Source organism: Desulfotomaculum sp. OF05-3, assembly GCF_003435535.1.
GTDB lineage: Bacteria > Bacillota > Clostridia > Lachnospirales > Lachnospiraceae > Pilosibacter > Pilosibacter fragilis.
The window spans coordinates 83,515-107,823 of record NZ_QWGO01000007.1 but is presented as its reverse complement, the minus strand read 5'-3'; the positions used below and the strand labels follow the sequence as shown (position 1 = coordinate 107,823).

The window sequence follows — 24,309 nt, the reverse complement described above, 5'->3', positions numbered from 1 at the left end:
CTCTATTTCTCCCCTTTCTTCTGTCTCTTGATGATCCACTCTGCCGTCACTCCGGTGATGGACATGACGATGAATGTGGTCACGAAGGTAATGATGAGCATCGGGATCATGACAGCCTTCAGCTCTTCGATCTTATCAATAATTCCCACAGCCGCCGGGATAAACATCACCGGCATCAGATCCAGAAGCAGGTTTCCCGTAACTTCCACGTCAGAGAGCTTAATGATTCCGCTGCACAGACCGCCAAGAAGAATGAACAGACCATATACTCCGGCAGGTACCGGAAGCGGAATGAACTTATTTAAGAGTTCTCCGACCATTGTGATCCCGAAGATGATCACAATTTCCTTCACGTACTTCATAATGTTTCCTCCTCATTTTGTTGTCTCACGCAAAGACTAGCAACCATTTTAGCACCGCTTATGCGGAACGGCAATAGAAAAAAGCACGGAATTTTTCTTGAATTGGTCGATTTTTCTGTATATACTTATGTTCATGATATTGGAGACAAAAAGCTTTTACTCTCTCCGATACAGGATCACTCCGCACTGCGTGCTCTGGCAATCCGCAAAGCATTCCACTGCCCGGAATCAGTATGGTATTCCAGTAAATGACTTTCGGAAATTTTCCGGCTTTTTCAGGAGGATTTTTTTATGAAATTACACAGGGTCCATTCCCTTGATTCTTCCCAGATCAGACAGCTCCAAACCATGGTAAATAAATGCACCGATTCTGACGGAACCAGACTTTCGTTCCCGTTTGATGAGGCTGATCTCTTTCTCTATTTTGAACACGACGGTTCCATCGTCTCCGCCATCGCTTTTATCCCTATAGAGGGCCTGCTCTATGAATGCTCTGCCTTCACGGATCCGGAGTTTCGCGGTCATGGACACTTTTCTGGGCTTCTGGATGCGGGAATCGATGAACTTCCGGAAGATTCGGAGTTGATTTTTTATGCGGATAAGAGAAATTCTGCCGCTGCTGCCGTTCTGGAGGCGATCGGAGCAGAAATGAATTCCGAAGAACATATGATGAAGCTGCTGCCAGAAAACTTTTCCATCATTGACTGCCACTCCAGCCAGACAGGATCCGATGTCAGTGCCCCTGATTTAATTGCTGATATTCACTCTGAATGTCTGAATCTTGACGGCACTCTGACTCTCCGCTTTCACTCTGACCACGCCGTTATCAACTTCTCCGTCTTCCCTTCCCACTACTACCTCTATGGCTTTGAAGTGGAAGAATCCTGCCGCGGTAAGGGATATGGGACAAAGTTTTTAAGTACAGTACTTGCACAGTTGCTGAACGGTAACGCAGCCGCCATCGAGCATTCACCACTTTCGCCGGAAACTTCGTACCATATTTCAGACGTGAGAAGCGCAGGTGCCGCTGCTGACAAAACTGCCCCACGCCCGGTCCTTCTCCAGGTATCCGGCGGCAACGCCCCGGCTCTCACCCTGTACAAAAAAACAGGGTTCCGTATCACCGAAACCCTGTGCTGCTATCTCTATTAAGTTATACCTTATCGGGACTGCTGTGGACTTTACGCTTCCGCAGTCCCCGAACCGCTCCTTATATCGGATCCTTATCGAACTGGAGCAGATTTTCCTTACTCTCCCGGTCCTCGATCTTCCGGCGGAGCAACAGCATCTTTAGATCTGTCTGCGCGATCACCTCAGCGCATTCCTTCAGCTCTTCACTGATCTCACTTGCATCTTCCACATCTTTCTTATACTTCATCTGGTGGTCAAGACTAGCCCAGAAATCCATCGCGATGGTCCGGATCTGGACCTCCACGCGCATATTTTCTTTCCGGTCGGAAAAGAATACCGGAACCTCGATGATCATATGGTAACTGCGGTATCCGTTGACCTTCGGGCATCGGATATAATCCTTTACCATAAGGACATTGATATCATCCTGGCGTGCTAACATCTCAGCCACCGTATAGATATCGTCCACGAAGGAACAGATCACGCGGATCCCCGCCACATCGTAAAGGTTCTCCCGTACCGATTTTACGGAGATCGGGAAACCGCGGCGGTGAAGCTTCTCAATAATACTCTCCGGCTTCTTCACCCTGGATTTGATCATCTGGATCGGGTTTCTCTGATTCCGAATCGCCAGATCATCGTTCAATACCTCTAATTTCGTCTTCACTTCCCGGATCGCACATGTGTAACGCATATTCAATTCCCGGAACTGACGTGCCTCATTTAAAAAACTCTCCGGGATCTCGATCGTTCCCGGCGCGTTGACAGCAGACTGGTACAGTTCGCCGTTTGGGTTCATACTGATGTTCATTGGTAACTCCCTGCACTTTCCTGATTTTATTTATGCGACAGATCTTTTCCAGATATCTGCCGCCATGCCGCGAAAAGCTGCTTTGCTTCCGCCCTGCAAGATTTTCATAATTACGCGTAACCGTTCAGTACCCTCACAGTTACGCGCAAAAATCCATTCCAAATCGGCTGCGCCGATAGGATTTTTGCCTTCCAGCCTAATTTTTCTTACGGTCAGCGCAGTAAATGCGCAGACCTACTGAACAGTTACAATTATTCTATATTATACAGGAAATTCTCACATATGACAATGGGAAAATATAGGGCGTTTTATACAATACGTCCAAAAACATTGGCTGAAATTCTTCCTCTTTCCTTTACTTTCCTCCTGTTCCATGCTATGATAGCAATAGTATAATTTCAGTTATATCCGAAAAATTTTTCGTGAGTTCAGGAGGAAATGTAAATGAAAACACTTGGCTACTACAACGGCAAATTCGGGCCTCTGGAAGAGATGACCGTTCCGATGAACGACCGCGCATGTTACTTCGGAGACGGAGTATACGAGGCAACGCTGGCAAGAAATGGAAAGATCTTCGCCCTGAAAGATCATCTGGACCGTTTTTTCAACAGCGCAGGTCTGATCAAGATCGATATTCCCTACACTAAAGACGAGCTGGCAGCAATTCTCTATGATATGCTGGCAAAGATGGACGATAAGGATATCTTCATCTACTGGCAGATGACCCGGGGAACCGGTATCCGTCAGCACCAGTTCCCGGAAAAAGGAACAAAGCCGAATCTCTGGATCTTCATGAAACCTGGAAAACCGGCCGACTCCGGCAAACGCTTAAAGCTCACTGATATGGAGGATACGCGTTTCCTGCACTGCAATATCAAGACTCTGAACCTTCTTGTCAACGTCATGGCTGCAGAGAAAGCGGAGTCCCTCGGATGCGGCGAATGTGTCTTCCACCGCGGCGATATCGTCACTGAGTGCGCCCACAGCAACGTCTCCATCATCAAGGACGGCGTATTTAAGACCCACCCGACAGACCACTATATTTTACCGGGAATCACAAGAATGCACATCATCCAGATCTGCAAGGATAACGGAATCATCGTCGACGAGACACCATTTACCATGGCAGAACTCATGGATGCCGACGAGATCATTGTCTCCAGCTCCACAAAATTCTGCTCCCCGGCCTGCGAGATGAATGGCACTCCGATCGGAGGAAAGGCACCGGAGTTAGTGGATCTGATCCAGAAGAAGTATACGGAAAAATTTGAAAATGAGACCATGTAAATGATCAGGGGCTGCCGCTCAGCGATATTCACATATCACTGAGACGGCAGCCCCCATTTTTATCCGTAACTGTTCAGTACCCTCACAGTTACATACAAAAATCCATTCCAGATCGGCTGCGCCGATGGGATTTTTACCTTCCAGCCCAAGTTTTCTTACGGTCAGCGCAGCAAGTGCGCAGACCTACTGAACAGTTACCCTTATCCATCTTTTCTCTGGAACACGCCTCCAATTCCAAGCTCCATCCGGTACTTGGCAACGGTTCTTCTCGATATCGGCATTCCTGCATCCTGTAAAAGACCTGCGAGCTGTTCATCGCTCCAGGGCTTTTTCTTATCCTCCGCCGCAACCAGTTCTTTCAGCTTTGTCTTTACTGTATTTCTGCTCACATCGCCGTTTCCGTCCGATGAGACGATTCCAGTCGTAAATAAGCTGCGGAACAGGACACATCCCGACGGCACTCTCAGATATTTGTCACGGATCGCGCGGCTGACCGTGGATTTGTGGATCTCCAGTACATCGCCGATATCCTCCAGTGTCATCGGTTTCAGCTGACCTTTTCCGAGGAAATAATCTTCCTGTCGTTTCAGGATTTCCCGTGTGATTCCCAAAATTGTTGTTCTGCGCTGCTCCACCGCGTTCATAATAAAGCGGGCTCTGCGCAGTTTATTCTCAAAATATGATTTTAATTCCTCATCCTGGGCGGTCTCCATCATATGAATGTAGAAATCGCTGACCTGGAGATTTCCAGTCCATTTATCATTCAGTTCGATGTTCCACTGCCCATCCTGAAACTCCAGGATCACATCCGGGAGAATATATTGGGCTTTCTCACCGCCGATCCCATTTAATGGGCGCGGATTTAAGTTCTTGATCACATGGATCAGTTTTCTCACCTCTGCTGAAGAGATTTTCAAGCCCCGCGAGATCGTGCTGATCTTTCCTTCCGCGATGTCTTGGAGATGGTTCCTTATTATGTCGGACAGGAGTTCTTCCTCGTCCATCCCACGAACCTGCATCAGAAGACATTCTTCAAGTCCTGACGCAAAGAGTCCCTGCGGCTCCAGCTCCTTCAACATAGAGAGAACTTCCTCCACCTGTTCTTCCGCAACTCCAAGATCTTTCGCAATATCTTTAGGCGGAATCATCAGATATCCACTCTGTTCCAGGGACTGGATACAGAAGTCCACGATCTTTCGTTCCGTCTCCCCGATCTGCTCCCACTGGAGCTGCGTATTCACAAGGTCTTCCAATGATTTCTCGCTGTCCTCAATCTCGTACAGCTCATTTTCCCTTCTCTCATCCCGGTCTGTACCATTGTAAAACCGTTCCGTCTCTTTATAGGTAATCGGCGCTGCTTCTTCTTTTCCCGATGTATATTCCACCAGCGGATTTTCGATCTCCTCATTCTGCAGAAAATCCTTTAACTCCGTCATGGACATTGCCAGAATATTCAGAGACTCTACCTGAAGCTGCGAAAGCTGCTGCTTTGTCTGCAATGAAATTCCTGTCTTTATCTCCATGTCTCTTTACTCCACTCCGTTCTTCTCACAAAATTCTGCCAGACAGCATTTGTCACAGTACGGTTTCGTCCGCGCTGTACAGACAGCCCGGCCATGTTCTACAAGTCTGTGGCAGAAATCATTGCCCTCTTCCGGCGGGATGATCTTCCAGAGAGCCATCTCCACTTTTTTCGGCTCCTTGATCCCGTCCACAAGACCGATCCGGTTCGTCAGGCGGATACAGTGGGTATCAGTGACGATCGCCGGTTTCCCGAATACATCCCCCATAATAAGGTTTGCACTCTTTCTTCCAACGCCCGGAAGCTTTAAGAGGGCATCGAAATCGTCCGGTACGTTTCCGTGATACTGCTCGTAAAGAATCTTCATGCAGGCGCTGATGTCCCGGGCCTTGCTTCTTCCAAGGCCGCAGGGGCGGACGATCTCCTCGATCTCGTCCACATCTGCTTCCGCCAATGCCTTCACATCCGGAAACTTTTTGTAGAGATCCTGGACTACCACATTGACTCTGGCGTCGGTACACTGAGCCGCAAGACGGACACTGACTAAAAGTTTCCAAGCCTCGTTGTAATCCAGGGTGCAGTCGGCATCCGGGTATTCTTTTTTTAATGCCGCAATCACTTTTGCCGCAAGTTCCTTCTTTTCTTCAAGTGTTTTTTCCATATGTATGCTCCTGTATATTTCCTGCCTGTTTTCCCCGCATGTCCAAAATCAGCTGCCGTTTATGTTTTTCATAGACACCAGCCAAAATTTTCTTCGGCAGTTGTTCTAGAATTTGATGCTGTCCGCAATTTTCAGGCAGTCAGTTTTTCTGATTCAGCTGATCCAGCACGTCCTGGACCGTCATATATTCCACATGTTCCGGCATCTCAATCGTCACGCCGAACCGGTCATCCACTTCCGATATAAAGTATACGATCAGGAAGGAATCAAGCCCGAGATCACTGATCAGAAATGCGTCTTTTTCGATCGGTGTGTCGATGTACGCTTCCAGGATCTCTCCGAGAATTTTCAGTTCTTCCTGTTCTGTCAGATCATTTTTTTGAGGATCCATTTATCCACCTCCGTTTATGTGCTCCCAGGATCTGAACATCCAGGAAGACGAAGTTACGTTCCTTTTAGTATAACGCTGAAATGTCTGGTTTACAATGATTTTCCTTTTAAAAAGATGCCGCATGCCAAATCGGCAAAATCCACTCCCACTACTGTACTGTACGGAATTTTCAGTTCGGAAAATTCCTTCCCGTGTACAGTAATCTGCAATGCACACCAGTATGAAATTGCTTGCCGCCGCGAACATCTATGCCAGGCATATGGATGTGCCAAGACATATTTAGAACATGATTTTCCGAGATATAAAACTCATTCCACTATAAGAAATCCCGGGTTCTGCTGTCCTGTCATAGCTCCGATTTCTGTTAAAATTACTTCTCAAAATTTGAATATTTTGGAAAAAGGTATGGACGAAACATGATTTTTGTGAGAAAATGAAACGGGTATGATGTGATTTTTTTAACGAGCATTAAGAACCATATATTGAAAGGAGTCTCAACATGATTTATTCACATGAAGTAGAACAGATGTGCACGGTTGCGCAGGGCGTGAACCATGGCGCAGCTCCGATCCCGGAGGAAGCGAAATGGGTACAGTCTAAGGAAATCAAAGATATTTCCGGTCTGACACACGGTATTGGCTGGTGTGCTCCGCAGCAGGGTGCCTGTAAGCTGACCCTGAATGTAAAAGAGGGTATCATTCAGGAAGCACTTGTAGAAACCATCGGATGTTCCGGTATGACCCACTCCGCAGCTATGGCAGCAGAGATCCTTCCGGGCAGAACGATCCTCGAAGCATTAAACACCGACCTTGTCTGTGATGCGATCAATACAGCAATGAGAGAGCTCTTCCTCCAGATCGTTTACGGAAGAACTCAGAGTGCATTCTCCGAAGAAGGTCTTCCGATCGGCGCAGGCCTTGAGGACCTTGGTAAAGGTCTCCGTTCTCAGGTTGGTACCATGTACGGTACTTTAAAGAAGGGACCGCGTTATCTTGAGATGGCTGAAGGCTATGTAACCGGTATCGCTCTTGACGCTGAGGACCAGATCATCGGCTACCAGTTCGTAAATCTTGGTAAGATGACTGACTTCATCAAAAAAGGCGACGATCCGACAACTGCTTACGAGAAGGCAAAAGGACAGTACGGCCGCGTAGCAGATGCAGTGAAGATCATTGATCCGCGTCAGGAGTAAAGTAAAATTTCACGCCTTGTGGGAAATTTTACGCTATGCAAACGGAGCAGCGCGGAGTTCGCGTTCCCCGTTTTCACAAAGAATAACTGACGTGACATTTCCGTGAGGTTTAATGGAAGAAGGAGAATAAAATGGCATTATTTGAATCCTATGAGAGAAGAATTGACAAGATCAATTCCGTATTAAACAGCTATGGCATCGCATCCATCGAAGAAGCTGAGAAGATCACAAAGGATGCTGGCCTTAACGTATATGATCAGGTAAAGAAGATCCAGCCGATCTGCTTTGAGAACGCATGCTGGGCTTACACGGTAGGCGCTGCGATCGCGATCAAGAAAGGCTGCCGCCGTGCCGCAGACGCTGCTGCTGCGATCGGTGAAGGTCTTCAGGCTTTCTGTATCCCGGGTTCCGTTGCTGACCAGCGAAAAGTAGGTCTGGGACATGGTAACCTCGGTAAGATGCTCCTTGAGGAAGAGACCGACTGCTTCTGCTTCCTCGCAGGACATGAATCCTTCGCTGCTGCTGAGGGCGCGATCGGTATCGCAGAGAAGGCAAACAAGGTTCGTAAAAAACCGCTCCGCGTTATCTTAAACGGTCTTGGAAAAGATGCGGCACAGATCATCTCCCGTATCAACGGCTTCACATATGTTGAGACAAAAATGAACTACTATACCGGCGAGGTTGAGGAAGTATTCCGCAAATGCTACTCCACAGATCCGGAGAGCCCGCGTGCAAAGGTAAACTGCTACGGTGCTAACGACGTAACAGAGGGCGTTGCAATCATGTGGAAAGAGGGCGTAGACGTTTCCATCACCGGTAACTCCACAAACCCGACACGTTTCCAGCATCCGGTTGCAGGTACATACAAAAAGGAATGCGTAGAAAAAGGCAAGAAGTACTTCTCCGTAGCATCCGGCGGCGGCACAGGCCGTACCCTTCACCCGGATAACATGGCAGCAGGTCCGGCTTCCTACGGTATGACAGATACCATGGGCCGTATGCACTCTGACGCCCAGTTCGCAGGTTCCTCCTCCGTTCCGGCTCACGTTGAGATGATGGGTCTGATCGGTATGGGCAACAACCCGATGGTTGGTGCGACAGTTGCTGTTGCTGTTTCCGTACAGCAGGCTGCTGATGAAGGTAAGTTCTAAAAAATCCTTATTTTATGGGACTTTTTCAAGTCGTTCATAGTGTGGGATAGTAATAAAAAGTCGTTCATTTGTCGATTATTTGTATACCACACTTGTATACCAAAGAATCTGGGGCTGCCGCACATTAGTGCGACAGCCCCAGATTCATGAATTCAAATGATCTTCTTTCGGATAAAATCCTGTTTTATGTTCTTCTCGTCTATTCTGCCTGCTCCTGTTTTTCCTTCAGCTCCCGCAAAATCCCCAGAACAATCACTACTCCCAGCACAAAGGTCAGAGCATCTGCTACCGGCTGGCACAGCTGCAGACCTCGGATTCCGAATTTCACCGGAAGAACAAAGAGTGCCGGGATCAGGAATAATCCCTGACGTCCTGCTGCCACAAGGGAAGCGCGGAAGCCATATCCGATCGTCTGCGTCATCATATTGGACATAACGATCCATGCCGACAACGGCAGTGTAACGCACTGGAAGCGCAATGCCCAGGTTCCGATCTCGATCACATCAAGATCTTCCTTCCGGAAGATCCGCATGATCTGCGGAGCGCCGACAAAGCTTACGACCGAAAGCGTCACCAGAAATACCACAGCGACCTTAACGCAGAACCAGAAAGCTTCCAATACGCGGTCATACCGTTTCGCACCGAAATTGAATCCGCACACCGGCTGAAAGCCCTGTCCGAAGCCGATCATGGCCGAACCAATGAACATCATATAACGGCTCACAATGGAAAGTGCTGCGATCGCTGCATCTCCGAACGGATTCGCCGCTACATTTAACGCTGCGGTTGCAATGCTCGCAACGCCTTGACGACAAAGTGACGGGATTCCGCCATGGAGGATCTCTCCATAGAGTGAAAGAGACAAGGTGATCTTCCCCGGTTTGAGATGGACACAATCCTTTCTCAGAAGGCTCTGGAAGAACAGGATTCCAAAGCTAATGCACTGGCTGAGCGCCGTTGCCAGAGCCGCACCGGAGATTCCAAGATTCAGGCCAAAAATAAGGATCGGATCCAGGATCATATTCAGGATCCCACCGGTTGTGATTCCGATCATGGAGTAAACGGCAAGTCCCTGAAACCGGAGCAGATTATTCATAGAAAGGGCTCCCGTCATGACAGGTGCTGCCATCAGAATGTATTTCGCATAATCCTTCGCATATGGTGCGATCGTATCGGTGGCCCCTAAAAGGCGCACCAGCAGATCCAGATTCGGCAGACAGACCGCCGCAAACACAAGTCCTACAAAAATAGCCGTATAAAAACCGGTGGAGGCGATCCGCTCGGCCTTCTCCTCATCCCGGCTTCCAAGGACTCTGGAAAGATAATTTCCACTTCCCATTCCAAGTGTAAATCCAAGTGCCTGGATCATCGCCATCAGCGAATAACTGACGCCTACCGCTGCCGATGCACTGGTGCTGATCCGACTGACGAAGAAGGTGTCCGCCATATTATAGATGGATGTCACCAGCATACTGATGATCGTTGGGATCGCCAGACTGGGGATCAGCCGGGAGATCGGGGTTTCTGTCATTTTGATATATCGTTCTTCCTGAGTCATGGGACTCCTCATGCTTGCTTCCTCCGTATCTTATTTTTTTACAGATATGCAACCTACTTCTTCGCGCAAGTATGCTTCCTCGGCACAGTCGTGCCTTTTTGATCCACAGAAAGCTCCTGTGAATCAAAAGAGCCGCCGACGGAAGTCCTCTTCCACAGCAGCTCTTTATCATCCGGTCAAAATCGGTCCGGTCCCTATATGGAAACCGGTCCGGTCTTGACCCGCCTCTTTTTATTCTGCTTTCTTACCGCTCAGATACTCATGGATTCCGCGCGCTCCTGCTTTTCCTGCCTCCATGGCGAGAATTACGGTAGCGGCGCCGGTTACGGCATCTCCACCTGCGAATACACCCTCGCGGGATGTCTGGCCATTCGCCTCATCTGCAACGATGCATCTGTGCTTGTTGATCTCAAGTCCGCCTGTTGTGGAGGAAATCAGCGGATTCGGGGAAGTGCCGAGAGCCATAATGACGGTATCAACATCGATGGTGTAGTCGGAACCTCCGATCTCGACCGGACGGCGTCTTCCGGATGCATCCGGCTCACCGAGTTCCATCTTTCTTACGGTCATGCCCTTGACCCAGCCCTTTTCATCGGTCAGGATCTCCGTCGGGTTTGTTAAGAGGTTGAAGATGATTCCCTCTTCCTTTGCGTGGTGAACTTCCTCCGCTCTTGCCGGAAGCTCAGCCTCACTTCTTCTGTAGACGATATGGACCTCTGCACCGAGACGGAGTGCTGTTCTCGCTGCATCCATCGCTACGTTTCCGCCGCCGACAACAGCAACCTTCTTTCCTGCTGCGATCGGAGTATCATAATCATCGCGGAATGCCTTCATCAGATTGCTTCTTGTAAGGTACTCATTCGCGGAAAATACACCGTTCGCGTTCTCGCCCGGGATTCCCATGAATCTTGGAAGACCTGCACCGGAACCGATGAAGACTGCCTTGTAGCCCTCCTCGTCCATCAGCTCGTCGACCGTTACAGACTTACCGATAATTACGTTTGTCTCAATATCAACACCGAGCTTCTTCACGTTCTCGATCTCCGGCTGTACGACACCCTGTTTCGGGAGACGGAATTCCGGGATACCGTAGGTTAAAACTCCGCCCGGCTCGTGAAGTGCCTCAAAGATCGTTACCTCATATCCAAATTTCGCGAGATCACCTGCACAGGTAAGACCGGACGGACCAGAACCGATGACAGCGACCTTGATGCCGTTTGTCTTCTCCGGCTTCTCCGGAACAACACCGTTCTCTCTGGACCAGTCAGCTACGAAACGCTCGAGCTTACCGATGGAGACAGCCTCGCCCTTGATGCCGCGGACACACTGGCCCTCGCACTGGCTCTCCTGCGGGCAGACACGTCCGCAGACAGCCGGAAGCGCGGAGGATCTGCCGATGACCTTTGCAGCCTCTGCGTAATTTCCTTCTTTTACTTCTTTTACGAATGCCGGGATATCGATCTTAACCGGACATCCCTGTACACATCTCGCGTTTTTGCAGTTTAAGCATCTGGACGCCTCTGCGACTGCCTCTTCTTCATTATATCCATAGCAGACTTCCTCAAAGTTCGTTGCGCGAACCTTCGGCTCCTGCTCTCTTACCGGGACTTTTTTCATTCCATCCATGTCATTTCCTCCATATCACCGATCATTCGCTGCAGTTACCGCATCCGCCGTGGTGGGTATCGCCCTCACGGAGTTTTAAAAGTGCACGGCCTTCCTCAGTCTTATACATCTGCTGACGTTTCATTGCTTCGTCGAAGTTTACGGCATGTCCGTCAAATTCCGGTCCGTCTACGCAGGCGAATTTCACCTTGCCGTCTACGGTCACACGACAGGCACCGCACATACCGGTTCCGTCTACCATGATCGGGTTTAAGCTTACGACTGTCGGAATCTCAAGTTCTTTTGTGAGAAGACATACGAATTTCATCATAATCATCGGTCCGATTGCAACACAGACATCGTATTTCTTACCCTGATTGTTTACAAGATCCTTGATGACCTCGGTAACCATTCCCTTGTGTCCGTAAGAGCCGTCATCTGTTGTCACATAGAGATTTCCGGCAACAGCCTTCATCTCCTCCTCAAGGATCAGCAGATCCTTTGTCTTGGATCCCATGATGACATCAACATCGATCCCATGTTCCTTTAACCATTTTACCTGCGGGTATACCGGAGCGGTTCCGACACCGCCCGCAACGAACAGATATTTTTTCTTCTTTAATTCTTCGATATCTTCTTTTACGAAATCAGACGGATTTCCAAGCGGCCCGACAACGTCGCGGAAGGAATCTCCGGCCTGTAACGCGGACATACGCTCTGTGGACGCGCCCACTGTCTGGAATACGATGGTGATCGTCTCCTTCTCACGGTCATAATCACAGATCGTAAGCGGAATGCGCTCGCCCTTCTCATCCATCTTCACGATCACAAACTCACCCGGTTTGCAGTTCGCGGAAATTCTCGGGGCTTTTACGACCATCAGATAGATCTTATCTGCAAGCTTTTTTGCCTCTAAAATAGGATACATATCCCATACCTCCTGTTTCCTGAGTCTTTCTGCACCTGAGATTTTCGGCACAGAAATCATACGATTGCAGCACAATGGCTGCTTTCTCATCCATCACACACTGATTGCAGATCTGACTCCGATGTGTTTTCGGATATCAGACCATTCACACACACTTATTGCCCGCTGTTCTTACAGCAATACGGCAATATTAGAGATATTTTATCATCTTTTGCCTGGATGCGCAACATAGTTTCCTTTATTTTTCTGTACTTCTGTATCACTTTCCTGTAACGCAGTGATTATTTGTAACTGTTCAGTAGTTCTGCGCACTTGCTGCGCTGACCGTAAGAAAACATAGGCTGGAAGACAAAAATCCCATCAGCGAAGCTGATCTGGAATGGATTTTTGCACGTAACTATGAAGGTACGGAATCGTTACGATTATTTTCACAAGCCCACTTCTTTTCTGCAGCTGTACCTGACAATTTCTAGACTTCTCCCAGTTCCAGCGCTTTCTTTCCAGTCCGCTCATATCTGCGGAATTCATAGCAGAGATCAAAATATGTCTGCTCATCGCTGTCCGCTGTAACTTCCCAGTCCGGGTCTTTATCCAGGTTCGGAAGCCAGGTATCCGCCATGTACTCGTAATCGATCCATGTGATGTGGGCTGTGTCGCAGTACGGGAGGAATGCCTCGTAAATTTCAGCGCCGCCAATGATGTAGATGTCCTCCGACTTGAACTGCTTTAAGAATTCCATGGCATCCTTTAAATTATGAAAGATCTCGCATCCTTTTACTTTGTACGCCTCATCTCTCGTGAGGACCACATTTTTTCGTCCTGCCAATGGCTGTCCTGCCGGAAGACTTTCCAGTGTCTTTCTTCCCATGACGATCACTTTTCCCTTTGTCTCCTCACGGAAAAGCTTCTGGTCATCCGGGATCGTCACCAGGAGTTTTCCTCTGTTTCCAATGGCCCAGTGTTTATCTACTGCCGCAATGATATTCATGGCTGCTTTCCTCCTTTTCATTCATGCATTCCCGCTCGACAACTTTTAGCGTCGCCGCCGCGTTTAAAAGGAACGCGAAATCCGGCTGTTCTTCCTGCTTTACGCCTTTGTGATACGTCGCCAGCATGACCTTAAGGCGTTCTTCCTCTGTCGGGTATTTTTTGATGATCTCCACGATCTCATCTTTTGTCCGCTTCAGTCCTGCCTCCAGATAATCCCATACCCGGTCCGTGGAAAATTCTTCCTTCTTTAAGCCCGGAAGCAACGCTGTTCCTGCGTCCTCCGGTGTCAGGATTCCCACATGTGTAATGAAGATCCGCTTTGCCCCCGCACGGCGCAGCTTTTCTACCGCGTCCAGGGACATCTGGTATCCGACGAGGTAGCAGGGCATATACACCTCGCTAGTGGTCACGCCCACCGTCTCGCTGGCAAAGACCACATCGTGGTCCACCATGTAGGACAGGGAACATTTTGTGTGTCCAGGTGTCTCGAATACCGTGATCTTATGATCACCGAAGTCTAGGACATCCCCCTCTTTTACGACCTTGTCCACCACAAGATCCTCGTCCCGGTAGTCCGGGGCTTTTTTCAGGCCTGCCCCCTGGGCCGCCGCGTCGGAAAGCTCCCGCATCGTCTTTTTCGCTGACAGCTTCTCCAGGATCCTCTTCGCGTAGGCACTTCCATATACCACAAGATCCGGCCATTCCTTTCTGAGAAACGGAACGCCGGAGATATGGTCATAGTGGGAATGGGACAAGAGAACCGCGTCCAGCGGCTGATCTCCCAGTTCCCGTTTAATATTTTCGATCATTCTGTCCGCGGAGTAGGCCATTCCGGCGTCAAAGAGCACGTTCTTCTCACCCTTAATGAGATACGCCGCCCGGCTCGCGTCCCCGCAGACGCAGACGATATAATCATTTTCCATTTTTTTATCTTTCTCTAATTGATTATTATTTGACATTGCCTGTACAAATATAAAATACCACCCGCTTATTAGTTGGTGGTATCCACTATCTTTTATATACTTAGCCAGACAATCATTTGGCAGGCGTACCATTCTCCTGCATCTCTCGGGTTTCCCCTGTCAAGCCATCGGCGTGTGGACGGGTACGAAATCTTCCACCTCAAACGATCATCTGGGTAAAGCCTGATTAAGTTATGCTTAGTATATCAATTTTATTCCCGTTTGTAAAGAATCCTTTTATTTCTCAGAAGTCTTTTCCATTCTTTTTCATTGATTTTCATAAACGTAATAATAGAATTCTTATATTCCGGCTTATCTGTCGATGTCTTTAATCTCAAAACTGTTTTAAACTGTTTCTCTTTTGATTCTATAATTTGTTTTAAAATCAAAGCTGTATCAGGTTTGTTCGCTTCAATAATATAGTCAGGATGCTCAACAATCTCTTTTAAGTATTCACAGTATTTTTCATAATCATCAGGATGTCTTTCCTTCACATGACCAACTCGCTCATCTGTAATAATCACTTCGTCTGTAATTATGTATTCTGATATGCACCTATAAATTTTCACATCAATTTTTCCAACAATATACAATACAAATACCTCTTTTATCGGGTTTACTTATAAGATTTCATAGACTCTGGCATATAAATTGCTAGAAGCACCAGAAAATAAAGATGTTCAGAACCGCTAAACTAATAGATAGCTTGGGATAGAAATATGAAACACATATCAACAAGTAATTTTTATTATGTATATCGTAACAGATTTACACGCACATTGCAATGCTTCTTAAAATCATCTTGTGTCTGCAAGAAAAAATAGCTATAATGGGAATGCATCCGGTATATATGGAATATATGCCATATCCGCCAGACTTTAACCAAGGAGAGAAAACATTATGATAAAATTTGAACGCACAAGCGTCATGAACTTTGAAAATGCCATGCGCGGCGCAAGAAACCCGCTGAACAGCTGGGGACGTATGGACAGCAGCTATGATGAGGACGGAAACTTTGTCTTTGGACCGAACGATCTCGATCTTGCGAAGCGTCTCCGCATGGCTGGAAGCGACCACAGAAAGTTTATCCGCCAGATCTTTGTATCCGTGGATATTACGGCTCCGCTCTACTGGTGGAAGGAATATGACACCTACAAAGTGGCGACTGTTGCAAACTCCACAAGCACCATGCATAAAATCCACTCCAAGCCGTTCGACATCGATGATTTCAGCCATGATCATATGACTCCGGATACGCTCGCTTATATGCAGACCGTTGTAGACCGCCTCGAACAGATCCGTCTGAAATACATGAACGAAGGAAAAAATAAGGAGGACTGGTACGACATGATCCAGCTTCTCCCGTCCAGCTACAACCAGATGCGCACCTGCACAATGAATTATGAGACACTCGTCAATATTTATCATGCGAGAAAGGCTCACAAGCTTGTGGAGTGGCATACCTTCTGCGACTGGATCGGGACTCTGCCGTATGCAAAAGAGCTGATCATTGCGGACTAATTTTTTTGTGATAACTTCATAACTTGAAAAAGAATGTACCTTGGCACATTCTCGCGCCTCGCGCGGTCGCTTGCGACAATCTACGTCTTCGCGCGAGTGCGCATCTTTGTGCCTTTTTATGTAACAGGGAATTCCTCTGAATTTCCTGTTACATAAAAAACCGCTGCCCGGCACCTTAGTTATGGTGCCGGGCAGTTTTTGATCATATCTTATCATAAATTGATCGGGACCAGAATCTCTTTCTGCAGCGCCAGAGAGTAGATCACGGCTTCCTTCACCTCTTTCCCGGTGATCTGGGCAAGTGCCTTTGCGTAGTAGAAGAGCTGGATCTGGTAGCGGTCCAGAAGTATATTCTCTCCGCCTTCTTTTACCCGGTCTGTCTTGTAATCCACAAGTACGAGACCGTCATCCTCCTCGAACCAGGCGTCGATGATACCCTGTAACAGGATCAGCGCATCGGAATCCGCCTTGTTCATCTCTCGTGCAGGGATACCCACCACAAACTGGCTCTCTTTCCGCAATTTTCCGTTCCGGTCCGCCTGTTTCATGCGGGCTGCAATATCTGAGTGGAAAAACTTCGTCAAAACGCCCGGATAAACCATATCGATGGCGGTCTCCTGCATCCGCTTTTCCTCACGGATCCGGTCGAGTTCTTTCACGATATCATCGTAACCGGAAATTTCCGCGAAGTGGATCAGCTCCAGGGCACGGTGGTAAGCGGTACCGCGGTCGGAGGCACGCTTTATTCTGGCTTTTTCTTCGGCCGCTGTATCAGACATTTTATCAATAATTTCTGAATCTTCTTTTTCCCTGACGTTCTTAATCAAAAACGCACTCTCCGCGTCATCCACAAACTGCCCCTGTTCCTTAAGCTCCGAAACTGACATCTTTGCGTGCAGCGCAAGGTCCGCCGCGTAAGGATATTTTACCCCGATGAGCCCCGGAATTTTCTCCGGCTGCGCTTTCCGCAGCTGTTCCAGTTCCAGATAGATCTTTGCCTTCTCCTCCTGGTTCTTCGCCTCCTCCACGAGAAGGTCCTTCACCGGAACATTCTTCACATCGAGGGTGTTTTTCGCCCCGTTTGACGCCATCAGGATCCAGTCCAGATAGGAGGATGCCGCGCTTAAGATCGTAAACGGCAGCGAGCCGCCAGCCGGGATCCCACCCCATTTTTCCAGCTTGTTGTCCATATACTTGTCGCCTGCGGTGATGATCAGTTTTTCCTTCGCACGGGTCATGGCAACATAGAGGATACGAAGCTCCTCGCCCATGTTTTCCAGATTTGACCGTCTCGCCAGGACATTTTTCTTTAACGTCGGTGCCTTGACCTTCTTCTCCGGGTCGAAGAAATCCGCTGCGATTCCAAGCTCCTCGTCGATCAGGATCCGTCCTCTCGCGTCCTGTCTGTTGAATTTCTTCCCGCATCCGGCTAAGAACACCACCGGGAACTCCAGACCTTTGCTCTTGTGGATGCTCATGATCCGCACCGCGTCGTCATGTTCCCCGGAGCGGGAAGCCTCACCGAAGTCGGTGTTGTATTTTTTTAACTTCTCGATGTACCGGATAAAGTCGAAAAGTCCCTGATAACTGGTCTTCTCGTAATCTTCCGCTTTCTGCACCAGCATGGCGAGGTTCGCCTGCCTCGTCTTTCCTGCCGGCATGGCGGCGGCGTACTTGTCGTACCCGGTGAGGTCGAAGATCCGGTAGATCAGGCGAGAGACCGGGAGGTACATAGATTCTTCTCTCAGAGTCGTCAGGAGATTTTGGAATGCTGCCAACTTGCGATAGATAACCGCATCTTCCTCCGATTCCCCGTGTTTCTCCAAATATCTTTTCACCGCCCCATAAAATCCAACGTCTTCCCCGCGGTCCGGATCTTTCTTGAATTCCGCCATCACGATGGCCAGCTCCCGGTCCTTCATGCCGCCGATGGGCGACTTTAACACACCAGCTAACGGAATATCCTGCATTGGATTGTCGATGAGTGCCAGCATGTTGAGCACGGTCTCCACTTCCACCGCCGTGAAATATCCGGTCCTGGAATCCGCGTAGGCGGGGATCCCTGCTGCCCCAAGGACACTTAAAAATTCCTCGGACCACCCGGAGAGACTGCGGAGCAGGATCACGATGTCCTTCTTCTTTAACGGCTCATACTCCCCGGTCTTCCCGTTAAAGATCTTCATCCCGTGTTCCGGGTCCGTGAGTTTTTTGATCTCCCCGGCGATAAGTCTCGCCTCCGCCTCCTTCGCGGTATAATCCGCCTTCTCCTCGTCCATGCCGTCAAACAGCGGATCCCCGGTATTTAAAAGCAGGACCTCCGTCTTCGCCTGACCGTCCACCGGCAGTGCCGGAAATTCCGCCCCCGGATACAACGCCGCGTCATCCGTGTACTTAATATTGCCAAGCTGCTTCGTCATGATCCGGTAGAACACGTCATTGATGCTGGAAAGCACCTCCGGCCGGCTTCGGAAGTTCTTGTGGAGCTCAATCTTCTGGTACAGCCCGTCCTCTTTCCCGTAGGACTCATACTTTTCCAGAAACAGCTCTGGTTTCGCGAGACGGAACTTATAGATGCTCTGCTTCACATCACCCACCATAAACACATTCGGCGTCCCGAACCGCTCCCTGGAAACACAGCGGATCAGCGTCTCCTGGACCTCGTTGCTGTCCTGGTATTCGTCCACAAGGATCTCCTCGTAGATCTCCGAGAGTTCATCCGCCACCAGTCCCGGCTTATGATCCAGACTGCCTCCGGTGAGGACTTCCAACGCAAAATGTTCCAGGTCATTAAAGTCCACCAGGTTTTTCTCCTCCTTCGCCTCCTGGAATTTCGCAGAAAACTCCTCCGCAAGCTCCAAAAGCATCAGGATCGGCTCCCGGCAGGCGTCGAGATCCGCGAACACCTCATCGATATCTCCTGGAAGGTACAATGCCTTCATCTTCTTGATGCCGTCCTTTGCGAGGTTCCTGTAGGCTGCTGCCTGTTCTTTCTTCTCCGGGTCCACATTTTTTCCCCGGACAGCCGCCAGCCTTCCAAACTTCAGCTCCTCAAGGCACTCCGCAATCTCCCGGTAAGTCCCGGCTTCCCTGAGTTCTTCCATTCCCCGGATGTCTTCCGCTAACATCGGTGCATATGCCTGGGGACCGTCTTCCTCTGCCGCGAGATCCGCTGCCTCGTAAAGTCCGTCTAAGAATTCTTCCGCCTGGCGTTTCACATCCTGGATCAGATACTTCATCCATGCGGTCTCCTCCATAGGATCCCCATCTTCACCGGTTCCGCCAGCCCAGAGTTCCTTCCTGCAGGCCGCGATCCACTCCCCCGGCCACGGATTGCTCTGGGAGAACTCCCATACCTTTAAAATATACTCTTCCAATCCACCGTCTGTCCGCCCTGTGGCGTAGGTATCCACAAACTTTATGAACCGCTCATCTTCCCTTCCGTAATATTCCTCCAGAAGTTCCTTCATCACATCGGCTTTTAAGAGCATCAGCTCGCCTTCGTCCGCCACCCGGAATCCAGGATCCAGGTCCAGCTCGTGGAAATGTTCCCGCAGAAGGTTTAAGCAGAAGCTGTCGATGGTGGTGATCTTCGCGTGGTGGATCAGCGTGTTCTGGCGCTCCAGATTCTTATTCCCCGGATCCTCGTCCAGAAGCTTTCCGAGAGCTGTCTCCACACGCTCCCGCATCTCCGCCGCCGCCGCGTTCGTGAAGGTCATGACCAGCAGCTTATCGATATCCGCCGGGTGTTCCGGGTCCGTGATCATGCGGATGATCCGCTCAACGAGGACCGCCGTCTTTCCGCTTCCTGCTGCCGCCGAGACAAGGAGATTCCGGTGTCTCGTCTCAATGACTTTTTTCTGCTCGTCTGTCCACTTTGTCGCCATTACAGAATCTCCTTTCCGTCATTTTCTTTTCCAGGCGATTTCTTTTTCCCGCTTTCTATGCCCTCTAAAGTTTTCTTCTTCGTTTTACCGGGATCCAGCTGTACAGGATCGACCTTATCTGCAGCATCTTCCATTGCACCGGAGTCCATCTCTTCCCCATCTTCTTCCTGGTCGATCTCCTTCCAGATCGCCTCCGTCTTCATAGGCTTAAATCTCCGGAATCCATACCCGTCAGTCTTCAGGTCAAACCCACACACACTGTGGTACGGACAGTAATCGCACGCCGTCCGGTTCCCCTGCTTGTAGGGATCCACTGCCACATTTCCATCCAGGATCTCCTCGCCCATCTCCCTGAGCTTCTGGTTTACATAATCTGTCAAATGGGCAAACCGTTTTCCTCCAGCCACAGAGGACTTTAACTCCTGCACATACCCGTCCTTCAGTGCCACCGGGATCACATCTGATTCCTTCTCGATCTCCCGGTCCATATGCCGGATCACGTCGAGACTGCTGTTCACGAGACCATTCATGCGGAGCTTCCTTAAGATTCCCGCCTCGATCTCCTCGTCCGTCATTCCGTCCTCCCGGTCGATCACAGGATCATCGATATGGTAATAGAAGATTCCCGCCGGAACCGCCTGTTTCCCCGGATGCCGGCTCTCCTGGAGCTTTAACGCCGCGTCCATGTAGACCACAAGCTGGAGCTGCAGCCCATGGTACAAAAGCGCCAGGTCAAAGGACGTGCTTCCCGACTTATAGTCCATGATCTTCACATAGATCTTGTCCTCATCCTCAAACACGTCCATGCGGTCGATCCGCCCGCGAAGGTTCACGGCTTCCCCATCCTTCAGCGGGATCCGCGTGCTCACATCCACCTCGAACGCCTCCGGCTCAAAATCGCCCTTCCGGATCTGGTAGATCAGCGCACGCACCGTCCGGTCCGTAATCCGCTCCACCTTTTTTTCCAGGTAGGCGTTTCTCGCGGAACTCTTCATGATCGTGTTCCGGTACTTCGCGGAGACTTCCTCCACCGCCCGCTTCACGAGAGCTCGCCGCTCCGCGTCCGTGATGGTCCGGAAATCCTTTCCATGGTCACGCACATTGCGGAAAAAGGTGTCCAGGGACTGGTGGAACAGATTTCCCATGTCGGAGAGGTCCAGCTCATACTCCCTTCCCGCCCGGAGCCCAAGTCCATGATTCAGGAAGTGGGAGTAGGCGCACCCAGCGTAACCTTCCATTCTCGTCACACTGCCCCTTAAAAGTGTTCCGTAGAGCTCTCTCGCCGCCGCCCGGCCGATGCCGCTTTTCTTATAAGAATAGGCCACGGCTTTCGCGAGATCTTCCATCTCCTTCGCTTTCGCCTCATCGGAAGACAGGAAACTGTAAAGCTCCCGCGCCTTCTCATTCTCCGGATCCATCAGCCGGTCCGGCTCCTGAAGCCAGGAAAGTATGGCTCTTCCCGCCGCCGTCACAGAAACATCCGGTCGTTTTTCCGCTTCCGTCTCCCGGATAAAGAGGTCCGGGAACCGTTTTTTCATCTCCCCGATAATTCCGGACGGTCGTGTCTGTTTTCCCTCCGCCGTCACCGTCGGGTAAGATAAGATCAGCTGATCCGACGGCTTCGTCATCATGAGATAGAGGTAAAAACGCTCCATAAAGCCCTCTTCCCTGGCTGTTGGTGCCAGCTCCATAGAATTCTTCTTTAGGATCTCCCTCTCATTGTCCGTAAAAAGACCGCCCTTCGAGTGGTCCGCCGGAACCACGCCCTGGCTCACACCGAGGAAAAAGAGGACCTTGATCTTATCGAGTCTCGTTCTCTTCAGGTCACCGCAGACCACCCGGTCCGCCCCCGCGGGGATCATTCCCACAGAGAGCTCCGAAAAGCCCGCGGAAAGGATCTCCGCGTACTCTCTCCTTGACACGCACTCATCGCCCAACAGGCTCTTAAACTTCTCGAAAAGCTCGATGACAAGACCATAGATCTCCTCGTACTCCCTCGCCTCCCGGTCCATGCCGGAATCCGCGAACCTCTCCGAAAACTGTTCCAGCTTTTCCTCGGCTCCCAGGGTCTCCAGGAGCTCTTTTAAGGCATCCGTCACCACCGCCACCGGAACTCCCCGTCCGGCGCAGCGCTCCCTTAAAACACGGAGCGGTTCCATGATCTTCTCCCGGAACGCATTCGTCTCCACAAGATTTAAATTTTCTCCGCCCTCAAAGGTCTTCTCCCATGCCGTGTCCCACTTCGCAAATCCCCGGATCCCCATGGCCCGCACATAGATCTCCAGCCGGTCCACGGCCTCCGTCTCCTCTGTCACGAGCCCGGTCCTCAGATACCGGAACATGCTCTCATAGTCAAAGCCCTTCTGCAAAATATCCAGGGCGCTCTGGATCAGCCGGATCAGCGGATTTCCCGACACATCCCGGTTTTCATCTAAGAACAACGGGATCCTATTCTCTTCAAAGCTTCTCGTGATCTCCCGGCCATATCCCGGAAGATCCCCGCAGACCAGGGCGATATCCCGGTAGCGGTACCCGTACTTTTTCACCAGTTCCTCGATCCGGTTCGTGATAAAGTCGATCTCATCCGCCGGGTCCTTTGCCTGAACCAGCATAATCTCCCTCTCTCCGCCGTAGTACCGGGTATACGGATAGCGGAAAAACGTCCTCTCAAGATGGTCAAGAGCCGGGCTGTTCCGGAACCGCACAAGCGGGCGTTTGGAAAAGACGAGGTCCTGGTAAATTTTCGCCCCGTTTTCCTCCGCCAGCTGTTTCAATTTTCCTGTCATTTTCCGGCTCATATCAAAAAGATCCGTCTCATCCGACTCTGCCGTAAGATCCATCCCCGGCTCCATCGTCGCGGACACCGTCACAAAGACATTCCGGCAAAGTTTCAGTAAAATCCCGATAAGCCGGTACTGGACCGGCGTAAAGCCCGTGTAGCCGTCTAAAACCATGGTACTGTCCTTCAAAAGGGCAGACTGGTCCGCCACCTGGCAGAGCACATCAAGAAGTTCCTCCAGCGTGATATATTTCTCCTTCGTAAACTCCCGGAACGCCTCAAAGATCACTTCCATATCCGAGAGCTTCGCAGCCAGAATCTGTCCCACATGTTCTCCGGCTGTCTGCGCCTTTAAGTCCTCCGGAGTTGCCCCGTACTGGTAGAGTTCCGAAAGCATGGACTTGATCTCACTGATAAATCCCGGGCGGTTTAAGTGGGAGGAAAACATGGTGAGCTCGTCCATCTTTTCCCCGGCAAGCCTTCTGAGGACCATATTTTTGCCCGTATCGTCCAGCACCTCCGGCTGCGGCAGGGAGAGCTCCGAAAAGATCCGGTAAGCCAGGCGCTCAAAGCTCACGATGTCGATGTTCAGTGTCCCGTGGTTCGGGTGGAGTCTCACGATCTCCTTCTGGGCCTGCATCGTCGCCTGCTCCGGCGTTACCACAAAAAATCTGCCCTCCGGTTCCTTCGCGGACAGCTCGATGATCTTCCTGTATATATATTCTGTTTTTCCGGCACCGGAACCGCCGGCGATGATGCATAATCCCATGTTATCCTCCTGCTATATGAAAAAGAATGTGCCTTGGCACGTTTCCACACCGTGCACGCTCTTCTGTGACCGTCTGCGCCTTCGCACGGTATGCGCATCCGGACATCCGGAACATATCATTCTCTCACAACCGTATATGTTCCGAAGGGAATTGTCAAGTTCTTTATCGCGTAGCTGCCGGAGTCTGATCTTTCTCCCACGTCTCTCCTATCGGCTCCGGGATCATGAATCTTTTTCCTGCATTTCTCATAGAATATACAAAATATTTCGTGAAAAGGATCTATTCCATGAGTTCAAAAACAAAGATCATCGTCCTCAGAATGAAGGAGATCATCTACACCGCTCTCTTTATCGGCTTTGCCATCGTCCTCATCATGCTCTTCCTCTTTATGTTCCGCCCGAAGAAGGACAACATCTCCGGGAGCACGGCAGAACAGACCGCCGAGAACGCCTCATCGTCCACTCCTGCCTCCGCTACATACGTTCCGGGACTTTATTCGTCCCCCATCGTTTTGGGCAGCGAGAACGCCAATGTGGAGGTCACAGTGGACCGTACAGGGATCCGCTCCGTATCTCTCGTGCCTTTGAGTGACTCCGTTGAGACTATGTATCCCCTGATGGCACCCTCCATGGATTCCATTGCGGCGCAGATCCTGGAAAACCAGAGTCTTGAGGGGCTGGAGTATCCGTCCGGATCCCAGTATACCTCCATGGCGCTGGTGTCGGCGGTGCGGACGGCGCTTTCCAAAGCAGTTGAACAGTAATATTGAATCCCGGTGATTTCTATTCTGAGACCACCGGGTAT

19 protein-coding genes are annotated in these 24,309 nt (G+C 50.1%); 6 read left to right on the top strand and 13 right to left on the bottom strand.

Features of this window, described 5'->3' with window-relative positions; all coding sequences use genetic code 11:
* Positions 1 to 2: 2 nt before the first annotated feature.
* A complete protein-coding gene (locus tag DXA87_RS05885; protein WP_015553554.1) occupies positions 3 to 362 on the bottom strand; it encodes a CidA/LrgA family protein in 360 nt (119 codons plus the stop codon).
* 291 nt (positions 363 to 653) lie between these two features.
* Here DXA87_RS05885 and DXA87_RS05880 point away from each other — a divergent pair, with 291 nt between their 5' ends.
* Complete coding sequence (locus tag DXA87_RS05880) at positions 654 to 1,514, top strand: GNAT family N-acetyltransferase (protein ID WP_117503534.1); 861 nt, start codon at positions 654 to 656, stop codon at positions 1,512 to 1,514.
* Positions 1,515 to 1,572: 58 nt separating this feature from the next.
* Here the strand turns inward: DXA87_RS05880 and DXA87_RS05875 are convergent, their stop codons facing one another.
* Positions 1,573 to 2,304 carry a GTP pyrophosphokinase family protein gene (locus DXA87_RS05875; RefSeq protein WP_117503533.1) on the bottom strand — a complete coding sequence of 244 codons (732 nt, stop codon included), beginning with the start codon at positions 2,302 to 2,304 and terminating at the stop codon, positions 1,573 to 1,575.
* A 444-nt stretch (positions 2,305 to 2,748) separates the two neighbouring features.
* On the opposite strand from DXA87_RS05875, the gene DXA87_RS05870 reads away from it, so the two are divergent.
* Entirely contained in the window at positions 2,749 to 3,591 is an 843-nt protein-coding gene (locus tag DXA87_RS05870; RefSeq protein WP_117470720.1) for a D-amino acid aminotransferase, read from the top strand.
* 200 nt (positions 3,592 to 3,791) lie between these two features.
* On the opposite strand, the gene rpoN is transcribed toward DXA87_RS05870, so the two are convergent.
* From rpoN to DXA87_RS05855, 3 genes are all read right to left on the bottom strand, one after another.
* Complete coding sequence (rpoN, locus tag DXA87_RS05865) at positions 3,792 to 5,114, bottom strand: RNA polymerase factor sigma-54 (protein WP_117503532.1); 1,323 nt, start codon at positions 5,112 to 5,114, stop codon at positions 3,792 to 3,794.
* Between the two features lie 6 nt (positions 5,115 to 5,120).
* Entirely contained in the window at positions 5,121 to 5,774 is a 654-nt protein-coding gene (nth, locus tag DXA87_RS05860) for an endonuclease III (protein ID WP_117503531.1), read from the bottom strand.
* Between the two features lie 139 nt (positions 5,775 to 5,913).
* Entirely contained in the window at positions 5,914 to 6,165 is a 252-nt protein-coding gene (locus DXA87_RS05855; protein WP_015553560.1) for an acyl carrier protein, read from the bottom strand.
* A gap of 499 nt (positions 6,166 to 6,664) precedes the next feature.
* On the opposite strand from DXA87_RS05855, the gene DXA87_RS05850 reads away from it, so the two are divergent.
* Together DXA87_RS05850 and DXA87_RS05845 are read left to right on the top strand one after the other, a co-directional pair.
* Complete coding sequence (locus DXA87_RS05850) at positions 6,665 to 7,357, top strand: hypothetical protein (RefSeq protein WP_015553561.1); 693 nt, start codon at positions 6,665 to 6,667, stop codon at positions 7,355 to 7,357.
* A gap of 131 nt (positions 7,358 to 7,488) precedes the next feature.
* Positions 7,489 to 8,508, top strand: a complete 1,020-nt coding sequence (locus DXA87_RS05845; protein WP_015553562.1) for a GGGtGRT protein — start codon at positions 7,489 to 7,491, stop codon at positions 8,506 to 8,508.
* Positions 8,509 to 8,707: 199 nt separating this feature from the next.
* Here DXA87_RS05845 and DXA87_RS05840 read toward each other — a convergent pair whose 3' ends face one another.
* The 6 genes from DXA87_RS05840 to DXA87_RS05815 form a co-directional block, all read right to left on the bottom strand.
* The gene (locus DXA87_RS05840) at positions 8,708 to 10,078 is read right to left on the bottom strand and encodes an MATE family efflux transporter (RefSeq protein ID WP_181968347.1); all 1,371 of its coding nucleotides are present in this window, start codon (positions 10,076 to 10,078) and stop codon (positions 8,708 to 8,710) included.
* A 219-nt stretch (positions 10,079 to 10,297) separates the two neighbouring features.
* Complete coding sequence (gene gltA, locus DXA87_RS05835; RefSeq protein ID WP_117503529.1) at positions 10,298 to 11,692, bottom strand: NADPH-dependent glutamate synthase; 1,395 nt, start codon at positions 11,690 to 11,692, stop codon at positions 10,298 to 10,300.
* A 22-nt stretch (positions 11,693 to 11,714) separates the two neighbouring features.
* Positions 11,715 to 12,599, bottom strand: a complete 885-nt coding sequence (locus tag DXA87_RS05830) for a sulfide/dihydroorotate dehydrogenase-like FAD/NAD-binding protein (RefSeq protein ID WP_015553565.1) — start codon at positions 12,597 to 12,599, stop codon at positions 11,715 to 11,717.
* 469 nt (positions 12,600 to 13,068) lie between these two features.
* A complete protein-coding gene (locus DXA87_RS05825; protein ID WP_021904835.1) occupies positions 13,069 to 13,587 on the bottom strand; it encodes a dihydrofolate reductase in 519 nt (172 codons plus the stop codon).
* Positions 13,562 to 14,512 carry an MBL fold metallo-hydrolase gene (locus DXA87_RS05820; protein ID WP_158553032.1) on the bottom strand — a complete coding sequence of 317 codons (951 nt, stop codon included), beginning with the start codon at positions 14,510 to 14,512 and terminating at the stop codon, positions 13,562 to 13,564. The genes DXA87_RS05825 and DXA87_RS05820 overlap by 26 nt, the downstream gene beginning before the upstream one ends.
* A gap of 251 nt (positions 14,513 to 14,763) precedes the next feature.
* The gene (locus DXA87_RS05815; protein WP_117484779.1) at positions 14,764 to 15,144 is read right to left on the bottom strand and encodes a PBECR2 nuclease fold domain-containing protein; all 381 of its coding nucleotides are present in this window, start codon (positions 15,142 to 15,144) and stop codon (positions 14,764 to 14,766) included.
* 307 nt (positions 15,145 to 15,451) lie between these two features.
* Here DXA87_RS05815 and DXA87_RS05810 point away from each other — a divergent pair, with 307 nt between their 5' ends.
* Positions 15,452 to 16,072 carry a hypothetical protein gene (locus DXA87_RS05810; RefSeq protein WP_021904841.1) on the top strand — a complete coding sequence of 207 codons (621 nt, stop codon included), beginning with the start codon at positions 15,452 to 15,454 and terminating at the stop codon, positions 16,070 to 16,072.
* A 212-nt stretch (positions 16,073 to 16,284) separates the two neighbouring features.
* On the opposite strand, the gene addA is transcribed toward DXA87_RS05810, so the two are convergent.
* Positions 16,285 to 19,956: a helicase-exonuclease AddAB subunit AddA gene (gene addA / locus DXA87_RS05805; RefSeq protein ID WP_117503527.1), complete on the bottom strand. Its 3,672-nt coding sequence runs from the start codon at positions 19,954 to 19,956 to the stop codon at positions 16,285 to 16,287.
* Positions 19,956 to 23,504: a helicase-exonuclease AddAB subunit AddB gene (gene addB, locus DXA87_RS05800; protein WP_117503526.1), complete on the bottom strand. Its 3,549-nt coding sequence runs from the start codon at positions 23,502 to 23,504 to the stop codon at positions 19,956 to 19,958. Before addB ends, addA begins: the two co-directional genes overlap by 1 nt.
* A gap of 287 nt (positions 23,505 to 23,791) precedes the next feature.
* Between addB and DXA87_RS05795 the strand changes: the two genes are divergently transcribed.
* Entirely contained in the window at positions 23,792 to 24,268 is a 477-nt protein-coding gene (locus DXA87_RS05795; protein ID WP_117484785.1) for a hypothetical protein, read from the top strand.
* The last annotated feature ends 41 nt before the right edge of the window (positions 24,269 to 24,309 follow it).

Bases quoted from the DNA above. Each gene is read 5' to 3' on its own strand.
- DXA87_RS05885 (WP_015553554.1), bottom strand. From the start codon at position 362: ATGAAGTACGTGAAGGAAATTGTGATCATCTTCGGGATCACAATGGTC.
- DXA87_RS05880 (WP_117503534.1), top strand. From the start codon at position 654: ATGAAATTACACAGGGTCCATTCCCTTGATTCTTCCCAGATCAGACAG.
- DXA87_RS05875 (WP_117503533.1), bottom strand. From the start codon at position 2,304: ATGAACATCAGTATGAACCCAAACGGCGAACTGTACCAGTCTGCTGTC.
- DXA87_RS05870 (WP_117470720.1), top strand. From the start codon at position 2,749: ATGAAAACACTTGGCTACTACAACGGCAAATTCGGGCCTCTGGAAGAG.
- rpoN (WP_117503532.1), bottom strand. From the start codon at position 5,114: ATGGAGATAAAGACAGGAATTTCATTGCAGACAAAGCAGCAGCTTTCG.
- nth (WP_117503531.1), bottom strand. From the start codon at position 5,774: ATGGAAAAAACACTTGAAGAAAAGAAGGAACTTGCGGCAAAAGTGATT.
- DXA87_RS05855 (WP_015553560.1), bottom strand. From the start codon at position 6,165: ATGGATCCTCAAAAAAATGATCTGACAGAACAGGAAGAACTGAAAATT.
- DXA87_RS05850 (WP_015553561.1), top strand. From the start codon at position 6,665: ATGATTTATTCACATGAAGTAGAACAGATGTGCACGGTTGCGCAGGGC.
- DXA87_RS05845 (WP_015553562.1), top strand. From the start codon at position 7,489: ATGGCATTATTTGAATCCTATGAGAGAAGAATTGACAAGATCAATTCC.
- DXA87_RS05840 (WP_181968347.1), bottom strand. From the start codon at position 10,078: ATGAGGAGTCCCATGACTCAGGAAGAACGATATATCAAAATGACAGAA.
- gltA (WP_117503529.1), bottom strand. From the start codon at position 11,692: ATGGATGGAATGAAAAAAGTCCCGGTAAGAGAGCAGGAGCCGAAGGTT.
- DXA87_RS05830 (WP_015553565.1), bottom strand. From the start codon at position 12,599: ATGTATCCTATTTTAGAGGCAAAAAAGCTTGCAGATAAGATCTATCTG.
- DXA87_RS05825 (WP_021904835.1), bottom strand. From the start codon at position 13,587: ATGAATATCATTGCGGCAGTAGATAAACACTGGGCCATTGGAAACAGA.
- DXA87_RS05820 (WP_158553032.1), bottom strand. From the start codon at position 14,512: ATGGAAAATGATTATATCGTCTGCGTCTGCGGGGACGCGAGCCGGGCG.
- DXA87_RS05810 (WP_021904841.1), top strand. From the start codon at position 15,452: ATGATAAAATTTGAACGCACAAGCGTCATGAACTTTGAAAATGCCATG.
- addA (WP_117503527.1), bottom strand. From the start codon at position 19,956: ATGGCGACAAAGTGGACAGACGAGCAGAAAAAAGTCATTGAGACGAGA.
- addB (WP_117503526.1), bottom strand. From the start codon at position 23,504: ATGGGATTATGCATCATCGCCGGCGGTTCCGGTGCCGGAAAAACAGAA.
- DXA87_RS05795 (WP_117484785.1), top strand. From the start codon at position 23,792: ATGAGTTCAAAAACAAAGATCATCGTCCTCAGAATGAAGGAGATCATC.